The 18,356-nt window shown below is 31.9% G+C and carries 16 protein-coding genes; 15 read left to right on the top strand and 1 reads right to left on the bottom strand.

Annotation, left to right across the window (positions count from 1 at the left end):
• The first annotated feature begins 307 nt into the window (after window positions 1–307).
• The 13 genes from CHB72_RS09315 to CHB72_RS09255 all read left to right on the top strand — a co-directional run bounded on the left by CHB72_RS09315 (window position 308) and on the right by CHB72_RS09255 (window position 15,032).
• Complete coding sequence (locus tag CHB72_RS09315) at window positions 308–1,759, top strand: phospholipase D family protein (protein ID WP_176431290.1); 1,452 nt, start codon at window positions 308–310, stop codon at window positions 1,757–1,759.
• A gap of 102 nt (window positions 1,760–1,861) precedes the next feature.
• Window positions 1,862–2,482 (top strand): DNA-3-methyladenine glycosylase family protein, encoded by a 621-nt coding sequence (locus tag CHB72_RS09310; protein ID WP_242975085.1) that lies wholly within the window; start codon window positions 1,862–1,864, stop codon window positions 2,480–2,482.
• 181 nt (window positions 2,483–2,663) lie between these two features.
• Entirely contained in the window at window positions 2,664–2,879 is a 216-nt protein-coding gene (locus tag CHB72_RS09305; RefSeq protein WP_089282616.1) for a FeoA family protein, read from the top strand.
• A 130-nt stretch (window positions 2,880–3,009) separates the two neighbouring features.
• Window positions 3,010–4,965 carry a ferrous iron transport protein B gene (feoB, locus tag CHB72_RS09300; RefSeq protein ID WP_089282615.1) on the top strand — a complete coding sequence of 652 codons (1,956 nt, stop codon included), beginning with the start codon at window positions 3,010–3,012 and terminating at the stop codon, window positions 4,963–4,965.
• Window positions 4,965–5,105 (top strand): FeoB-associated Cys-rich membrane protein, encoded by a 141-nt coding sequence (locus tag CHB72_RS09295; RefSeq protein ID WP_089282614.1) that lies wholly within the window; start codon window positions 4,965–4,967, stop codon window positions 5,103–5,105. Before feoB ends, CHB72_RS09295 begins: the two co-directional genes overlap by 1 nt.
• A 302-nt stretch (window positions 5,106–5,407) precedes the next feature.
• The gene (locus CHB72_RS09290) at window positions 5,408–6,958 is read left to right on the top strand and encodes a stalk domain-containing protein (protein ID WP_176431289.1); all 1,551 of its coding nucleotides are present in this window, start codon (window positions 5,408–5,410) and stop codon (window positions 6,956–6,958) included.
• A 140-nt stretch (window positions 6,959–7,098) separates the two neighbouring features.
• Window positions 7,099–7,623, top strand: coding sequence for a DUF3221 domain-containing protein (locus CHB72_RS09285; protein WP_176431288.1), 525 nt, complete (start codon window positions 7,099–7,101; stop codon window positions 7,621–7,623).
• A 255-nt stretch (window positions 7,624–7,878) separates the two neighbouring features.
• The gene (locus CHB72_RS09280) at window positions 7,879–8,244 is read left to right on the top strand and encodes a response regulator (RefSeq protein ID WP_089282611.1); all 366 of its coding nucleotides are present in this window, start codon (window positions 7,879–7,881) and stop codon (window positions 8,242–8,244) included.
• A 516-nt stretch (window positions 8,245–8,760) separates the two neighbouring features.
• Window positions 8,761–9,894: an ATP-binding protein gene (locus tag CHB72_RS09275; protein WP_089282610.1), complete on the top strand. Its 1,134-nt coding sequence runs from the start codon at window positions 8,761–8,763 to the stop codon at window positions 9,892–9,894.
• 10 nt (window positions 9,895–9,904) lie between these two features.
• Window positions 9,905–10,678 (top strand): response regulator, encoded by a 774-nt coding sequence (locus CHB72_RS09270; RefSeq protein ID WP_089282609.1) that lies wholly within the window; start codon window positions 9,905–9,907, stop codon window positions 10,676–10,678.
• Window positions 10,679–11,221: 543 nt separating this feature from the next.
• Entirely contained in the window at window positions 11,222–11,833 is a 612-nt protein-coding gene (locus tag CHB72_RS09265; protein WP_089282608.1) for a hypothetical protein, read from the top strand.
• Window positions 11,834–11,943: 110 nt separating this feature from the next.
• Window positions 11,944–12,867, top strand: a complete 924-nt coding sequence (locus CHB72_RS09260; RefSeq protein WP_089282607.1) for a chemotaxis protein — start codon at window positions 11,944–11,946, stop codon at window positions 12,865–12,867.
• 152 nt (window positions 12,868–13,019) lie between these two features.
• Complete coding sequence (locus tag CHB72_RS09255) at window positions 13,020–15,032, top strand: methyl-accepting chemotaxis protein (RefSeq protein WP_089282606.1); 2,013 nt, start codon at window positions 13,020–13,022, stop codon at window positions 15,030–15,032.
• 147 nt (window positions 15,033–15,179) lie between these two features.
• Here CHB72_RS09255 and CHB72_RS09250 read toward each other — a convergent pair whose 3' ends face one another.
• Window positions 15,180–15,929, bottom strand: coding sequence for a type II toxin-antitoxin system Phd/YefM family antitoxin (locus CHB72_RS09250; protein ID WP_330397026.1), 750 nt, complete (start codon window positions 15,927–15,929; stop codon window positions 15,180–15,182).
• A 268-nt stretch (window positions 15,930–16,197) separates the two neighbouring features.
• On the opposite strand from CHB72_RS09250, the gene CHB72_RS09245 reads away from it, so the two are divergent.
• Together CHB72_RS09245 and CHB72_RS09240 are read left to right on the top strand one after the other, a co-directional pair.
• Window positions 16,198–16,908 (top strand): response regulator transcription factor, encoded by a 711-nt coding sequence (locus CHB72_RS09245; protein WP_089282604.1) that lies wholly within the window; start codon window positions 16,198–16,200, stop codon window positions 16,906–16,908.
• Window positions 16,901–18,319, top strand: a complete 1,419-nt coding sequence (locus CHB72_RS09240) for a sensor histidine kinase (protein WP_089282603.1) — start codon at window positions 16,901–16,903, stop codon at window positions 18,317–18,319. Before CHB72_RS09245 ends, CHB72_RS09240 begins: the two co-directional genes overlap by 8 nt.
• The last annotated feature ends 37 nt before the right edge of the window (window positions 18,320–18,356 follow it).

Genomic DNA, 18,356 nt, shown 5'->3' with positions numbered 1-18,356 from the left:
ATAACATTAAGAATGCAATAGATGCAGCATCTAATCATAACAGTATAGTATTTGATTAAAGAAACCATAGAAAGACATTATCATAAATAACGGGGGTTTCCCCCGTGAGATGCTATTGAGTAGAATTGGTATAGGCCAAGATGCCATGCTTGCTGTAATATTTAATTATACCTGAGTGACGCCTTAGGAGGCACTTTGGCAAGATTTTTATTAAAAGTAAATATTACCTCGTCAGTAAAAATACGATTATGCTTACACCAAGCTATGAAATAAGATATACTTAATATATTATGACGGGGGTGACATGATGGAAAAATTGAAATCATTAGATATGCCTATAAAAAAGCAAAAAAATAAATTGATAAAATTAGGACTATTGCTAAGTCTATTAATAATCCTGTTAATAAATAGCTTTTTCATTCCTATGCCTAAAGGTACTTCTTATGAAGGAGCTTTGCATAATGTATCAAATATAGAGTTTATATATGACCTATCCTATAGGAAAAATGGTGAAGTTGTACAGGAGCATAGAATATTCCAAGAATTAATAGAGTTAATTGAAGAAGCAGAAGAATTTATTATTGCAGATATGTTCTTATTCAACGATGACTACAGCAGAGAAAGTGAATTTCCTAATTTATCAGGAAAACTGACAGATACGTTAATACGGCAAAAGGAAAGATATCCTAATTTAAAAGTAGTTTTTATAACAGATGAGATTAATAATTTTTATGGTGTATATGAATCTAATAATTTAAAGGAATTAAAGAATAATGATATAGATATCATTGTCACTGATTCTAGTAAAATGAGGAATTCTAATCCTTTATACTCCGGGTTTTGGAAGACATTTCTACAGTGGTTTGGAACCGAAGGGAAAGGGTGGATTAGAAATCCCTTCAGTGAAGATTCTCCTAAAGTCACACTACGATCCTATTTAAAACTATTAAAGTTTAAGGCGAATCATAGAAAGGTATTGATTACAGATAAGGCAGCAATTGTAACTTCTGCAAACCCACACGATGCTAGTGCATATCACTCTAATATTGCTTTTAAAGTTGAAGGAGAAATCATTAATGATTTAATTAAAACAGAACGAGCTGTAGCAAAATTTTCAGGCAATGATTTTGGAGATATTAAATATGTTAGCAGCAAAGATGTTATGGATAATATAAAAGCTATGGTGATTACTGAAGGAAAAATAAGAAAACATATTGTTGATGAAATAAAAAACACTAAGGCTAATGATAGAATCACATTGGGAATGTTCTATTTATCTGAGCGAACCATTATCAAAGAACTAATCAAAGCATCTGATCGGGGAGTAGATATTCGATTAATACTTGATGCAAATAAAGATGCTTTTGGTATTGAAAAGAACGGTATTCCCAATAGACAAGCTGCAATGGAATTAGTAAAAGAATCGGAGAATAAAATAGAAGTAAAATGGTATGATACTTATGGTGAACAATATCATACAAAACTGATAGTTATTGAAAATAATAATGTAGTCACTATCATAGGAGGTTCAGCAAACTTTACTGTCAGAAATATAGGAGATTATAATTTAGAAACAAATTTGAAAATAGTAGCGAACAAGGATAGTAAGGTAACAAAAGAGGTGATAGAATATTTTGATCGAATATGGGAAAATCAAGGGGGAGACTACACCGTTGACTTTTCAAAATATCAAGAAGATAATTTTCTCAAAAATATGATTTATCGTTTTCAAGAATGGAGTGGACTATCTACTTTTTAATTATTTAATCAATGATTTTTTCTCAAGAAAAGATATTTTGCAATGAAACTGAAGCAGATGCAGACATTGGCATGCAAATTATTAGAAAAGAGGTACAGTAAGATGGAATTAATGGAAGACAAGAAGCATTTTGAATACGGGCAAAAGGAAATAGACTACCTAAAAAGAAGAGATAAAAAGCTTGGTGTAGCTGTTGATAGAATAGGGATGATTAAGCGGGAAATTACACCTGATCCATTTATAGCACTTGTTTCAAGTGTTGTTAGTCAGCAGATTTCTAATAAGGCTGCCGAGACGGTATGGAATAGATTTAATAATCTAGTAGGAAACATCACACCAGAAGGTATTATAAAAGCAGAAATATCAGAAATTCAAGGCTGTGGTATGTCTTTAAGAAAAGCTGAATATATAAAAGGGATTGCAGAGGCTGCAATATCTGAGAAGATAACTTTTAACTTACTGCATACTTTGACGGATGAGGAGATAATAAAAACCCTTACCTCTCTAAAGGGAGTAGGTGTTTGGACGGCTGAGATGCTATTGATTTTTTCCCTCCATCGACCGGATGTGGTAAGCTACAAAGATTTAGCCATCTGTAGAGGGATGATGAATCTATATGGACTTAAGGAGCTTCCAAAAGAAAAATTTCAGGTATATAGAAAACGGTATTCCCCCTATGGTTCCGTTGCATCTTTATATTTATGGGCACTCTCTGTACTATAGTTTTTACATGTTTTCACAAAATTTGTTTGTTAAGCATTTTAAATACTTAGATTCTTCGCCAAGGCTCAGAATGACTTGCAAAAAAAATTTATCAACCTATTGACAATTTTGCATGAAAATGATATTCTTTATCAATAAGAGGGATGTTAATAATTAAACTATAAAGTAGGGTGAGTTCATTATGGTATTATCAAAAACAAAGATTGGTCAGACTTTTAATATTAAACAAGTTGAAGGGAAAGAAAAAGTAAAAAAATTTCTTTTTACTTTAGGATGCTTTGAAGGAGAAGAAATTACACTTATTTCCAAACTTGCAGGAAATTATATAGTTAATATTAAAGACAGTAGATATGCACTTGATGAAAATATGGCAAAATCTATTGTGATAGAAGCATAGGCTAGCGTTTTTGTTTCTTATTAAATATTATATTGCTAATATGCTATGGATTATAGCATATTATATTTTTGTTAATGCTGATAATGATTATCAATATAAATAAGCGGTTATAATGAGGGGGGGATTTACGATGAGAATAGCATTAACGGGTAATCCTAATTCAGGGAAAACTACACTGTTTAATGCAATTACAGGGAAAACAGAGTTTGTAGGAAACTGGCCTGGTGTTACTGTAGCAAAGAAGGAAGCAGAGCTTAAAAAGAAGTATAATCCGAAGGGGCTTGACGTTAGAATTGTTGACCTTCCAGGTACATATTCTATTTCACCATTTACTGGTGAAGAAGCAATTACTAGAGATTTCATCTTGGGAGAAGAGCCAGATGTAATCATTAATATTGTTGATGGTGCTAATGTTAGTAGAAGCTTGTTTTTTACAACACAGCTTCTAGAATTAGGGGTTCCAGTAGTTATTGCTCTTAATAAGAGCGACATTGTATCTAAAAGAGGAGATACTGTAGATCAGACTGCTTTAAGTCAGGAATTAAATTGTAAAGTTGTTGCTACTACCGCCACATCGGAAGATGGGTTATTGAATTTAATGAATGAAGCTGTTAAATTGGGCAAGGAAAAGAAAACTCAAATTGCGCCAGATTTCACAGGCAAAGACTCTGATGATTCTGATAAGGCAAGACAAAAGTTTGTAGATGGAATTGTTGAAAAGTGTCAAGTTAAGAAAAGAGATGCAAGCAAGGTTACTTCTTCTGATAAATTAGATAGAATTATAGCCCATAAATGGTTAGGATTACCAATATTTTTCTTGGTAATGTGGGCAGTGTTTTCATTTTCTATCGAAGGGCTGGGGGGGTACTTATCAGAATACTTTAATGAGGTAGTGTTCGGAGAAATAGTGCCGGATGCGGTCAATGGTTTTTTAGAGGGCGTAGGAATTAATCCACTCTTGCAAGCCCTTATCGTAGATGGTGCCATTGGTGGTGTGGGAGCTGTTGTAGGGTTCTTACCTCTAGTTATGGTATTGTTTTTTTGTCTATCCCTTCTTGAGGACTGTGGATATATGGCTAGAGTGGCAGTTGTAATGGATCGGTTTTTCAAGAAAATCGGACTATCTGGTAAGTCTATTATACCAATGATTGTAGGTTCTGGTTGCGCTATTCCCGGTGTTATGGCAACAAGAACGATTGAAGATGTTAATGAAAGGAGAATGACTACAATTCTTACTCCTTTTGTACCTTGCGGCGCTAAACTTCCAATTATAGCTCTTTTTGCGGCAGTATTTTTTCCGGGAAGTTCTTGGGTTGGACCCAGCATGTATCTTATTGCAATTATAATGATTGTACTCGGCGGACTTTTATTAAAGAAAATCTTTGTATGGGAGAATTCATCTCAATTTATTATGGAGCTTCCGGAATATAAATTGCCCAGCTTAAAATATGCTTTTCTTCAAATGATAGACAAAGCAAAAGCGTTTATTTATAAAGCTACAACGATTATACTTGTGTGTAATACGTTAGTATGGTTTGCACAAGCATATAGTTGGGGATTTAAGCCAGTAGAAGATCAAAGCCTAAGTATACTTGCTTCAATTGGGACAGTGATTGCTCCGCTTTTGATTCCACTTGGATTTGTTGGATGGCAGCTTGCAGCTGCGGCAATAACAGGCTTTATTGCCAAAGAAAATGTTGTTGCTACATTTGCAGTACTTTTAGCTGTGGCTTCAGAAGAGGCCTTACATTTACCCGGAGGTGCTTTAATACAATTTTTCACACCGGTGACAGCTTTTGCTTATCTTGTGTTTAATTTGTTTACTCCACCTTGTTTTGCAGCAATTGGAGCTATGAATTCGGAAATGGGTTCAAAAAAATGGTTATTAAAAGCTCTTGCTTTCCAGTTCGGGGTTGGATACATTTTGGCGATGATGGTAACTCAAGTTGGCTCGTTGATCGTATATGGAGCACCGGCAGTAGGTTTCGTGCCAGCGATAATAATACTAGCTGGCACTACAATTTACCTTGTTTTAACGATTAGAAAAGCAGATTCTAAACGTGCTGCGTTAGGAGTTGAAGCATAATGTTAGGAAATGTTATCGTTGGTTTAATATTTGCGATGATTATCGTATTTGCTTCAAAAAAAGTATACAAAGATGCCAAAGATAATAAATGTAGCTGCGGCAGTAGTTGTTCTGATAAAAGCAAGTGCAATAAACACTAGTTAACATCAATATATAAAGAGAATAGTCATCAAAACAAGAATGTGATGACTAGGGAAAATTCAGAAACCCATGAGCAATTTTTCGTGGGTTTCTATTTATTTTTGAGAATTAGGGAACTTAAAAGGAATTTTTGCGTCTTACCTATGTAAGAGCATATAAAAGAGAAGTAAATAAGATGCTCTGGTGTTGTAGACTTTTTATGGATATGACATCAAGATAAATAAGCTTATATAATACTTAAGCGAATTACGTAAAACTAACATAATTTGAAAAAATCAAGTGAATGAGGAGGAATGATTTTATGATTAAATCAAAGTTTACAAAGGTGTGTGTCGTTGGGATATGCTTAACCACAATTTCATCAAGTGCTGTTTTTGCTAATTCAGAAAATTTAGAGTTGCGTACAAGTCCAAGTATAGAAGTAGGTATTGAAAGCCAGCTAACTCAGAAACATAGGGAGATTGACAAGTACATTTTTGAGGAGAACTCCGAAAAAATGGCAGAGATAGGATTTACTGTAACCCACACAGGGCCAAGGGAGGACTATATTGAAATAGGAGTCACACCCTACAGTGAAGAAAATGCTGATTTTCTTTATGAGATTTTTGGAAAAGATAGTGTAAAGATTGTTGAAGGTCAACAGGCTTATACGTTGAAGATGTGGGTGGATTCTGATGACTCAGGAGTGAATAATACAGATAACAAATTTTTAATGGAAAATAGAATAATAAAGGATCGGGATATTCGAGTGCAAGTAGATGGTGAGTGGTTAGAGACAGAAGTTGCCCCTTTCATCGAAAATAACCGAACATTAGTCCCACTAAAAGGAATTATGGAAAAATTGGGTGCTACGGTAGAATGGGATCAAGATCAGAAAGCGGTTAAGGTACTTACGGAGGACATGAGTATTGTATTAGCTATTGGAAAAGATACTGCTGAAATAACCAAAAGTGTGGATGGAGTAGTGAACGTAGAAACCTTAAAGCTGGAAGTGCCTGCTAAGGTTGTAGAGGGACGCACCTTTATTCCGGGACGTTTTGTTGCAGAAACTTTAGGAGCTTCAGTGGGATGGGATGATTCAAACCGTGCAGTTACCATTGAAACCGAGGGTGACAAAGATGTGATCATTATAGAAAAGCCAATTCACTTTGAAATAGTAGAGGCCGAAAAGATTGATGAAAATCAGACATTATCTGCTTGGTATGAAGAAAACATAAAAACTCCAGGATTTCATACATTAACTGATGGACAGTGGCATTATGTTTTAGTCACTGCAGGGGAAAAATCAACAGGAGGCTATGATTTGCAAATAGGTAGTGTTACCCAAGTAACACCAGGCACAGCATATATTGATGCTACTTTATTAGCTCCTTCAAAAGACGAAGTCGTCACTCAAGCTCTAACATATCCAAATATATTGATTAGATTTGATAAGGATGGAATAGAAAAGATTCAAGGAAATTTAGCAGATTTACCGCCAAGTGTTGTTGAACCAGGGCAAGATGAAATTGGTGAATCATTGGAGGAAATGGGGAAAGCAATAGCTATTGATGCTATTAAAGAGATGAAATTATATAATTTAATGCAGAAAGAAATGAAAACTTTTAAACAAGATGAAATAGACGACTTGATTAATGTTTTAAATACAAGTCCCACATACAAGGGGGGGTACCCCATGATGCTTGCAGGAAATAGCATCATGATTACTTCAGACGATGAAACGAATATCCAGTTGACCAGCTATGGTTTTGAGGAACACGTTTTGGTTGGAGGACAAATAGACGGTAAAGATGTATCCTATTGCATCGTTAGTCCAGAAATCGGGAAAATTCTCTTGGATATAGCTGAATAAAATGAAAAATCAGCTGTATTCGTCTAATAATTAAAAGCAGATAATAAAGAGGCGAATAAAAATATACTCCAAATCAAAGAAAAATTGACAAATATCTGTTTGAATACTATGCCGAAGAAATGAATAGGAGGGATGGGTTGTTGAAAAAGAGATTTTCAATAATGCTATATTTATTATTAACAGTAACATTAATGGCTTGTAATGCTAGTGCCAGTGAAAATTCTTCGCCAAATGATGCCCCCGGAATTATAGGATACGTCATGGAGAAAGAAGATGATAGAATCCTTGTGATCGATCCAGAGGCACAAGATTTTAGCGAAACTGGTGGAGTTTCAGAATATTATAACGCTATATGGTTTAATAATGCTCCTAAAGATATCGGTATAGGTGAGAAAGTGAAGGTATGGTATGATTATACGAGAGATTCATATCCTGCTCAATCTGAGGTGATGTATATAGAAGTAATTCCAAGTCAGAAACCTGAGGGAGTAAATTTGACTGAAGGGGAAGCTTTATATAAGGCGCTAACATCTCAGTTATTGAATACAGATAGTATCATTGTTGTTAAAACCATTGAGTACAAGAAAGAAACTGACAAGTGGGATATCAAGCTTAAGGAAATTTGGAGTGATATACTACACGATGTTGAAGTAGATGATAGATAAGATAGATAAATGATCCATGATTGTATAAAATCAAATCATGGATCATTTTGTTGCATAAAGAACAATTTACAAATTATATAAATTTGCTTTTATGGCTACCGAAATGATACAGATGTACACAAAATTGAGATGGATTAATTGCTAAAAAGATTATTACTTAAGAGACATTGAGCACTGGCATATTTTTTTACTTTATGATAGGTTATAAATAATATAGTTTTTCATAAAATTAGGAATTGATTGGAGAGATAGGATATGGTTGCAAAAATCTTAATAGTAGACGATGCTGCATTTATGAGAACGGTTTTGAAAAATTTTCTTATAAAGCATAACTTTGAAGTGGTTGGCGAGGCTGCAAACGGAGAAAAAGCAGTTTTCAAATATAAAGAGCTCAGACCAGATTTAGTAATAATGGATATTACTATGCCGGACATGGATGGTCTAGAAGCAGTTAAAGAAATTAAAAAAAGTTTTCCAGAAGCAAAGATCATTATGTGTTCAGCTATGGGACAGAGTCAAATGATACTTGAAGCAATTCAAGCAGGAGCTAAAGACTTTATTGTTAAACCTTTTCAAGAAGATCTGGTGATAGAAAAAATCAAGAAAAATTTAGGAATGTAAGCAATGCACACATTTAAATAGTCGATCATAAAGATAATAAGATCTAGGGAGAGGAAGAAAATCACAGTCCAAGTTGAGTTAAATAGATAAAAAATAAATAAGCTATATATACAAAACATCTGTTTATAGGAGCAGGTGCTTTTTAATATAAACAGATATAGACATACGCCTTTAAATTTTAATAGACTAAGGGCACATTTGCAGCTCACGGTTTTGTGCGAAATCGTAGCCCGTGTATACTAAAATTTAGTTTTAAAAGCGTATGTCTATAAAAATATGGAAAAGCTAGAGTAATATAAATTTTGGAGTTATAAAAGAGGAAGAGTTTATTTATAGAAATAAAAAAAGTTGATAAAAGCAGATTAAAGTTAGAGAAGTGATAAACTTAATAATCGATGGCTATTGGGTCATTATCATATGATTTCAAAGGTAACAAAAAATGAGGCTACAGTTATCTAGAAAAAATGGTTGGCAAATGGTATTATTAAAATATTAAGCAAGTGAGGAGGAAGCTGTTTGAACGATGTTTTAAGATCACACCATATAAATTTCGATCAAAATTTAATGGGCTCTACAAATCAACATTTAGACTTTATGTTGGAAATAGAGGGAAGGATAGAGGAAGGTAAACTTAAATGTTATATAAATCATATTAATAGTCATTATGTTAATTATTTAAAGGTTGAAAAAAGTAAAATTATAGGTAGTAGTATTGATAATATTAAAGATGACTTTACAAATATATATTATAAAATAATAAATTATTTTTTAGAAAATTCTACTGAAGACAGTATGAATATCTACATGAAAAAAGATGATGAAAACTTTGAAATAGCAAATTTAGAAGATATAAAAGATGAAAAATGCCAACTATGGCAAATTAAAGCTTATGCTTTTAGTAGAGATATTGATTTTTTAAAAGCATTTATTTCGGTAAAGGACATTAACAAAGAATTATATTCTGTAAAAGAAAAATGTAGTGTAAAAGATATGAAAAGCTATACTGATAAAATTATGAATTTATCAGATATTGTTTCAAACTTGTCCCATGCCTGGAGGCAACCTCTTAATAGTTTAAATTTTTCCATTATCAATCTCATGGATGAAATCGATAGCGAAACAAAAAATTGCAGATTAATGGAAGAGTATTATAGAGAAATATGGCAAATCATAAAAAATCTTTCTAGTGAAATAGAAAAATTTAACACTTTTTTTGAAATGGATTATAAAAAAGAAAATTTTGATATAAAAAAATATCTAGATTTAGTTTTTGAAATCTTAGAAGAAAAAATCAAAAGGGAACACATAACAGTTGATGTTATCACAAAAGAAAAGATTAGCCAATATGGTTCTCCTAATGAATTTATTCAGATCATGTATTGTATTTTTTTTGATATTATTGAGCATTGTAAAGATGAGTTAGACATTGATAATAGAAAATTAATGATTCAAATAAGCACAAATAATAAAAAAGTTTTTTTTGATATAAAAATTAACTACAATGCAGATAAGTATAAAGAGTATAAATTATATCTCAATCATTTATCGATGTTTAGTAATATAATACATAAAAGGATGGAAGGTACTATTGATTTAATTAATAAAGGAACAGAAAATAGATTAATAATAGGCTTTCCTTTAGACATATAGGAGGAATATTATGAATGAGGAGACTACAATAAAAAAGATAAAGGTGCTTTATGTAGAAGATGAGACGATTACAAGAAATCAAGTTTCAAGATTTCTAAAAAAAAGAGTTGGTAGGGTAATTACAGCAGAAAATGGACAGGATGGAATAAAAAAATTTTTCGAATATCAACCCGATATAATCATAACAGATTTAATCATGCCAGATATAAATGGAATTGAAATGATGAAACAATTGAGAACCAAGGGTTTTCGATGTCCTTGTATTATTACATCAGCATTATCTGATTCAAAAACTATCTTAGAAACAGTAGATTTGAAAATAGAGAAATATTTAATAAAACCAATTGACATAGATTTATTGATGGAAAATCTAACACAAATAGCAAATGAAATTTTAGAGAAAAGAGAAAATTTATTAGTAGTAAATCAAGATTCTATTTTAACAGAAGACATAAAAAATGAATTAGAACTTGAAATTAGGAATCTCTATTCAAAGTATCTGAAAAAAGTGACCGGAAAGGGAGCAAAACTAATTAATGTTTTTATAAATGGAAAAGAGATAGAAATTCTTTTAAAAGAAAGCCTGACTATTTTAGAAGAAAGTTTATTGGCTACAGGCCAACATTACAAAGGTATTGAATTAATTAGAAAAACAATTTATGGAAATACTATCAATGAAGTTGAGGAGCAGATAAGTGATTTGATTGGTAGAAAAATAACAATAAAGAAAATAGATATATATCCTAAAGAAAGATTTGAGAGGATATTACTACAAATTGTATAGAATGAATAATAGAGTTAGTAAATAAAAAAGCACATATTTTACTGTTCAGAAAGACTCAAAGAGATATAAAGAGAGAGAGACCTGAGGGTATACTCTAGCATGGTTTTCCAATACTTCTAATTAATAAATCGTCTCTAAATGCTAAGTAGGAAAGACTAATTTTATATGTACATATATAGACTTTAATATACAATTTTCCCCTCAAAAATATAATGGTTGACAAAAATTGATATTTGAGATATATTGTAACTAAGTTTAAATATTGATATTATTTTATCATAATTGAGTCTTTAAAAATGAATATAGATATACTTTTGTATAAGCTATAGTCCTATTAAGGTCGTCAAACAACTATAAAAACAACATAAATTGATAATTATGGGAAAGCTATATAAATCAAATGTAATGTTTGCAATTTAACTAGTCCATAATAAAGGATTCAAAAGAATCCTTTATTATGGGCTTTTTTATTTTCAAATAGACCTCACTGGCAAATTTGACGACACTATATAAACTTAAATATTTAAAGGGGGGGAAAAGAAAATGTCTTATAAAAAATGGACAGATTACGAAATTCAATATTTAAAAAGAAATTATGGAATAGAAGGTATAAAAGAAATAGCATATAAATTACATAGAACTTCAGATTCTATCTTTAAAAAAGCAAAGCGCTTAGGTTTGACAACGGCTATAAAAAAATGGAATGAAAAGGAAATAAATTATTTAACAGAAAAATGGGGCACATCTTCTATGGAGCTAATAGCAAAAACATTGAGTAGAAGTCCTGTTTCTATTAGGAAAAAAGCAATAGAACTTCAATTAGGACCTTCAAGAATAGGGAATGGAGAATTTTTAACAACTGGAGATATCGGTTTTTTATTGAATAAAGATCCTAACTTAATATATAGATGGGCTAGAGCTGGTTACATAAAAGGACGAAGATTTGGAGAAAAAAAAATATTTCAAATTACGCCAAAAGACTTTGTTTTATTCTTAAAACAATATCCTCAAAAATGGGATGCAATACAAGCAAGGACAGACTTGATTAAAGGATATATTCATGCATCTTTTAGATTACCTGAGTGGTTTGAAAACAAGATCAACTATGATAAAACAACATTTATGAACAGGAGAATAGTTAGTAATGGGAATTGATATATCAAATATATCTAACCGTAAGAAAAGCGGTTGATATCATAGAATTTAACAGAGTACAAGTTTAATTATGATGATAATCTGTTGGTAAATATGAAGGAGGAACGTTTATGAATAATAGGAGCAAAATATTATTGGAAAGTGGTACAAATGAGTTAGAGATTGTAGAATTTAAAATTGGAGAAAATTATTTCGGTATTAATGTAGCTAAAGTAAAAGAAATTATTGGATACAATAACATTACGAAAGTACCAAATGCGCATCCTTGTATACATGGGTTGTTTAAACCTAGAGATTATGTAATTACGGTAATAAATTTACCTAAATATTTAAATTTCAGCTCAAATGAATCTATCAACAAGGACTTTTTTCTTATAACCTACTTTAATAAAATTACCACAGCTTTTCAAGTAAATTCTGTAGTAGGAATTCATCGTTTATCATGGGAGGAGATAGAGAAACCTGATACAACTATTTATGATGGAATAGAAGGAATTGTTACTGGTATTGTAAAAATCAACGATAGATTAGTAGCAATTTTAGATTTTGAGAAAATAGTAAGTGATATCAGCCCAAGAACAGGAATCCAGATCTCTGATATTAAAACAATGAGTGCTAGACAGTATAATGATAAGCCTATTTTAATTGCAGAAGATTCTCAAATGCTATCACAGGTCATAAAAGAATGTTTAACACAAGCTGGATATAAAAACTTAATAATGGTCAATAACGGAAGGGAAGCCTGGGATATACTTGAAAAAGTTAAAGCAAGAAAAGATAAGAAGATCAATGAAATAGTTTCATGTGTGATTACAGATATCGAAATGCCTCAGATAGATGGACATCACTTGACAAAACTTATTAAAGAAGATGCTATACTAGGAACTTTGCCAGTAATAATATTTTCCTCTCTAATTAGTGAAGAGATGATGAGAAAGGGTAAAAAACTAGGAGCAGATGCTCAAATCACTAAGCCAGAAATAAAAAGGTTAGTTGGAGTTGTAGATGAGTTAATTGAAAAGCATGTTTGTTAAAGTAGAGGTTTAGAATTTATTATATTAGCTATTTCCTCCTGCTTTGCTCATAATAAGTTCTTTTATAGAAATCAATCAAGTAGAAAGTGGAGATAAGACCACCATCAATCAAATTACAAAAAAATTACTAAAAGCAGAAAGGACGAAAAAATATGCAAAGATCTTTAAGAGGTAAATTAATATTAATTTTTAGTTTAATTTTTATTATTTCTTTCATAATAGTGACCTATGTATCTATCTATGAATCATCTAAGTTTCTGCAACGAGAGGCAATGGAAGGGCTTTCTGTTGCGCTAGAAGGTAATGCAATGGTTATAAAAGCTAAAATAGATCAAGAAGTAATTTTTATAGAAACTCTTGCCAATAGAAGGATTATTGATGATGATACTCCTTGGGAGGAAAAAGTGGATGTAATGGGAAAAGAGGCTCAGAAGAATGGATACGAAGCTATTGCAGTAGCAAATTTAGACGGAAATTTTACACGTTTTGATAGCACAAAAACTTCAGGGAATATTTCGGATAGAAATTATTTTCAAAAATCCAAAAAGGGTGAAAGTAATATATCAGATGTAATAATCAGTCGTGCTACAAATGAACCAATTATGACAGTAGCTGCACCAATAGAAAGGAATGGTGAGATAACGGGAGTTTTATATGGCGTTAAGAGCCAAGAGGAAATAAATAGCATAATTAGTGATTTTAGCTATGGGGAAACAGGCTCTGCCTATATTATTAATAGACAAGGACAAATAATGGCAAATAGAGACTTGCAAATGGTTTTAGAACAAGTAAATATACTAGAATATGCACAAAAAGATCCTAAACAACAACAATTGGAAGAACTGCTTGAAAATCAAATTTTTTTAGGGAATGCGGGTGTAGGAGAGTATATATCTGAAGGTAAAGAAAAAATATCAGCTTATGGACCCATTGAGGGAACTGACTGGATACTTATAGTATCTATTGATAAAGAAGAAATTTTTAACAACGTTAAAAATTTAAGGAATCTTCTCATGATTATTGGATGGGGTGCTATTATTTTATCAGCTATATGTATATATATTGCAAGTAGTTATATTACAAAGCCTATTGTAGTTCTAACGGAGACAATCGAAAAATTATCAAATTATGATCTGACTTCTGATAAAAATGATAAGGGGACTAAATATCTATATAGAAAAGATGAAATTGGAAAAATGGCTAATTCATTGGTATTTATGAAAAATAATTTTGCTGATCTAATCAAAAAAATAGATGATACTTCTCATCAACTAGCATCCTCTTCAGAAGAGCTGTCTGTTATTATTCAGCAGACAACTTTAGCATCGAATGAGGTGGCAAAAACAATAGAAGATATTGCAAAAGGTGCTACTAATCAAGCACAGGATGCAAGTGAAGGAAGTATACATATTAATGATTTAGGGGTATTGATAGATAGAAATCAAGATTACATGAAAAAACTTAATACACTTATTGATAGAGTGAATGAGTTGAAAGATGAAGGGTTTACTACGTTAAACTTCTTAATAGAAAAAACAACAGAAAGTAATGAAGCATCAATTAAAGTTAATGAAGTTATTATATCAACGAATGAAAATGTAGAAAAAATAGAAAAAGCTAGTTTGATGATAAAAAATATAGCCGACCAAACGAACTTATTAGCACTAAATGCAGCTATAGAAGCAGCTAGGGCAGGGGAGACCGGAAAAGGTTTTGCTGTTGTTGCTGAAGAAATTAGAAAGCTGGCAGAAGAGTCAAATAGTTTTGCAAATGACATTACGAATATTATTCAGCAGTTATTAGTAAAAACAGAAAGTGCCGTAACCACCATGGCAAGTGTAGGTAAGATTTCCAATGAACAAAAAGAAAGTGTAGAAAAAACTAATGAAAAATTTGATGGCATTGCTGATTCCATTGACAAAGTTAAAGAAATGATCGTATCCCTTAATATATCAGGGCGTGAAATGGAAGACAGAAAGGAACAAATTGTACATATCATCATGAATCTTGCATCAATTTCACAGGAAAATGCAGCAAGTACTGAGGAAGTTTCAGCATCAATAGAGGAACAAACGGCATCAATGATTGAAATTGCTAATGGAAGTGAAGAATTAGCTGAAGTAGCAGAGAATATGAAAAAGAGTGTAAATAAGTTTAAGTACTAAAAAGGTAACTTAACCCATGAGATTCTAAGATAAAAACTACATTTGAAGAAAAACATGAAAAATAGGGATCTAGGGAGAGGTTTATTGGTTAGCAGAATAATTGCAAATCAGTAAACCTGTCCCCTTTATTTTTGTCTAGCGGCCCCATTAAGCTTTAAAGATTTCATTTACCATGATATCTAAACCTTCGAAAAAGTAAGAATTTAAAGTGTCTTCAAGCTTATAGGTGGTATATTCATCGATTTCAAAATCCTTAAAGCCATATACTAAAACTGAATGCTTATTAGGGTCCACGATCCAAAATTCCTTCACACCAGACATCATATAGGTATTGAGTTTATCTACCATATCCTTTGAGCGAGTGCTTTTTGATAAAATTTCAATACAAAGTGTGGGGGTACCCATATATCGCCCTTTTTCATTAAGAGTATCCTCTAAATCGCATGCAATGAGCAAATCAGGTTGCATTACATCAGGTGTTTTGAGTCTCTTTTTATAGAAATGAACATCAAAAGGTGCATAAAAGACCTTGCATTTTTTGCCTTTCAGATAGGATCTTAGGTGTATATGTAAATTCCCAGAAATATCCTGATGAAAGGTATTGAGTGAAGCTAAAAGAACGATTTCACCATTGATATACTCCATTCTCAGCTGGCTTTTCTCGTAAATCTCCATAAATTCTTCATAAGATACCTTCTTACCACCATACTGATAATCCAGCGCATTTTCTTTAACCGTATAATATCGCTCGATTTCTGTAACATAAGGTGTAAGTCTCACGGCTTTTTTACCGTTTTTCGTAATAATAACTTCGTTGTCTTCAATTACGTAATCAAGGTACTTGCCTAAATTTGTCTTAAACTCCGTAGCTGTAATAGCCTTTGTGGTATCCTTCATATTCATCACCTCGTACGAAAATCATATCAAATAGAACGAAATAATACAACAACAAAAAAACGTACGAATTTTTCCCTTACTACCTTTTTTGTGGATAACCTGTTAAAATAGAATATAGATGTATCTATGAATCTATAAAATAACTATTTATTGCTAAATGAAACAATAATGACATATTCGCCTTATATAATTAAATGATATATATGTTGATAGCCGATGAATTTTTTCTTTTTATTAAAGTAGCTATGAATTGAAGGAAGGTGGGCATATGAATCAGGAAAAAGTTCTAGTTATAGAAGATGATAAAAATATATGTCATATTATTGCGTTATATTTAAAGAAACGAAATTATTCTGTAGAATGTTGTCATGACGGTCTAGAGGCTTATAGAAAGTTCAAAAGCAACAGATATGATGTAATTGTTTTGGATTTGATGTTGCCAGGATTAGATGGCTACTCCCTCTGTAATAAAGTTAGAGAAGACAGCTCTACACCTATCATTATGCTTACAGCTAAAGGTACTTTGGAGGAAAAGGTGAAGGGTCTAAATTTAGGAGCAGATGATTACCTAACAAAACCCTTCGACATGCATGAATTAATTGCACGTATTGAAGCTATTCTACGTCGTAGGAAGATGGACTACCAGGAAGTGAAAATTAAGCATTCCAATCGCTTGACCTATGATAACCTAGTATTTGATGTTGATTCCTTTATTATTTATTTAAATGAACAAATCATTGATGTTCCTCGAAGAGAGGCACAACTACTTCAATATCTAATGCAGCATCCAAATCAAGTTTTAAAGAGAAATGAACTCATTGAAAACATATGGGGTTGGGATTTTGAAGGTGAGGATCGAGTAATTGACCTATATGTTAAGCGTCTGAGAAAGAGGCTAAAAACTGCTCAAAAGCAAAATTGGTCTATTAAAACCGTATGGGGAATTGGTTACAAATTTGAGGTGAATAGAATTGTTTAAATCAGTTTTTAAAAAATTTCTATTAAGCTATATGAGCTTGTCTCTCATCAGTTTATTGTTAATTGCATCAGTAATTAGTTATTTTATGGAGCAACAGGTATATGATCAGAGAAAACAATTGTTAGAACAGAAGGCAATTTATGTAAACAATCTTTTTTTTCAGCTAAAGGATGATCTTATTACATCAGATTATTTTATACAGGCTTTAAATATAATGCAATCAAATGATGGGGTAGGAGTTTCCGTTATACTTGATGAAGAAAGGAAAGTGGGAATAAAGAGCATTGGCCGAAAACCTGTAAATTTAGATCCTTCTACTATAAACTCTCAAGAACACAGAGGAGAATATTTTATAGCCTACTTTGAGTCAGAGGGAGAAGGGAATGATGTACAGATGTTAACTGTATCCATCCCCTTAAAGGTAAATGACGTTTGGATAGGAGAGGTTTTTATTTATAGTCCCGTCGCAAACATGAAGTTAATTGTCGGTCAAGTAAACAGACTAATTTTTTTAACTTTTCTTTTTACAAGTATTCCCGTAAGCTTTTTGCTTTATATTATTTCCAAAAAATTTACTAAACCCCTTATTGATATGAATGAGGTGGCTTCCAATATTGCTAAAGGTGATTTTTCCCAAAATGCTATAATTAATGGAAGAGATGAAATAAGTCAATTAGGAAAATCATTAAATCATATGGCCTTACAGATCGAAAATTTAGAGGAATTGCGTAAAGACTTAATTGCTAATGCCTCTCATGAGTTGAAAACCCCATTAACCACTATCCAAAACTTTATTCAAGGAATTTTGGATGGAGTCATCGAACCTAATGAATCAGAAGCCTATTTAAATATAGCTTTGGACGAAACAAAAAGGCTAGGCAATTTAGTGGCAGAACTTATTGAATTATCCTCCTTTGAGAAAAAAATTGCAGTGCTTGATAAATCCTCTACCAATATAACTCAATTGGTTAATGAAATCATTTTACAAATGGGATTTCATTTTCAAAAGAAAAACATTAAAATATATAGTGAAAAGCAGGATAATATTATAGCTTGTGTGGATCAGGAACGTTTTAGACAAGTAATCATCAATGTATTAGATAATGCTATTCGCTATACTCCTGACAATGGACAAATTAGTATAAGTTTAAGTCAAGAAACTGATCAGGGCTTTGTATTGAAAATACGAGATAACGGTTATGGCATTCAAGAGAAGGATCTACCCTATATCTTCGAGAGATTTTTTAAAGGGGATCGTAGTAGACAGAAAACTTCTGGTTTTGGATTAGGATTAACCATTAGTAAGCATATTATAGAAGCCCATGATGGTACAATAACCATCGCTAAAACAGAACCTTCAGGAACAGAAGTCCTTATCAAAATCGGCACTATAGAAACGAGGTATTCTTAGATTTTCTAAGAATACCTCGTTTTATATATAAAAGAGA

The sequence above is a fragment of the Anaerovirgula multivorans genome, assembly GCF_900188145.1.
In the GTDB taxonomy this organism is placed as follows: Bacteria; Bacillota; Clostridia; order Peptostreptococcales; family Natronincolaceae; genus Anaerovirgula; species Anaerovirgula multivorans.
The sequence above is the reverse complement of the archived record's forward strand: the minus strand, read 5'-3'. Positions and strand labels throughout refer to the sequence as shown.

What these genes read in the sequence shown, in the direction of transcription:
- CHB72_RS09315 (WP_176431290.1), top strand. Translation starts at nt 308, where the DNA reads ATGGAAAAATTGAAATCATTAGATATGCCTATAAAAAAGCAAAAAAAT.
- CHB72_RS09310 (WP_242975085.1), top strand. Translation starts at nt 1,862, where the DNA reads ATGGAATTAATGGAAGACAAGAAGCATTTTGAATACGGGCAAAAGGAA.
- CHB72_RS09305 (WP_089282616.1), top strand. Translation starts at nt 2,664, where the DNA reads ATGGTATTATCAAAAACAAAGATTGGTCAGACTTTTAATATTAAACAA.
- feoB (WP_089282615.1), top strand. Translation starts at nt 3,010, where the DNA reads ATGAGAATAGCATTAACGGGTAATCCTAATTCAGGGAAAACTACACTG.
- CHB72_RS09295 (WP_089282614.1), top strand. Translation starts at nt 4,965, where the DNA reads ATGTTAGGAAATGTTATCGTTGGTTTAATATTTGCGATGATTATCGTA.
- CHB72_RS09290 (WP_176431289.1), top strand. Translation starts at nt 5,408, where the DNA reads ATGATTAAATCAAAGTTTACAAAGGTGTGTGTCGTTGGGATATGCTTA.
- CHB72_RS09280 (WP_089282611.1), top strand. Translation starts at nt 7,879, where the DNA reads ATGGTTGCAAAAATCTTAATAGTAGACGATGCTGCATTTATGAGAACG.
- CHB72_RS09270 (WP_089282609.1), top strand. Translation starts at nt 9,905, where the DNA reads ATGAATGAGGAGACTACAATAAAAAAGATAAAGGTGCTTTATGTAGAA.
- CHB72_RS09265 (WP_089282608.1), top strand. Translation starts at nt 11,222, where the DNA reads ATGTCTTATAAAAAATGGACAGATTACGAAATTCAATATTTAAAAAGA.
- CHB72_RS09260 (WP_089282607.1), top strand. Translation starts at nt 11,944, where the DNA reads ATGAATAATAGGAGCAAAATATTATTGGAAAGTGGTACAAATGAGTTA.
- CHB72_RS09255 (WP_089282606.1), top strand. Translation starts at nt 13,020, where the DNA reads ATGCAAAGATCTTTAAGAGGTAAATTAATATTAATTTTTAGTTTAATT.
- CHB72_RS09250 (WP_330397026.1), bottom strand. Translation starts at nt 15,929, where the DNA reads ATGAAGGATACCACAAAGGCTATTACAGCTACGGAGTTTAAGACAAAT.
- CHB72_RS09245 (WP_089282604.1), top strand. Translation starts at nt 16,198, where the DNA reads ATGAATCAGGAAAAAGTTCTAGTTATAGAAGATGATAAAAATATATGT.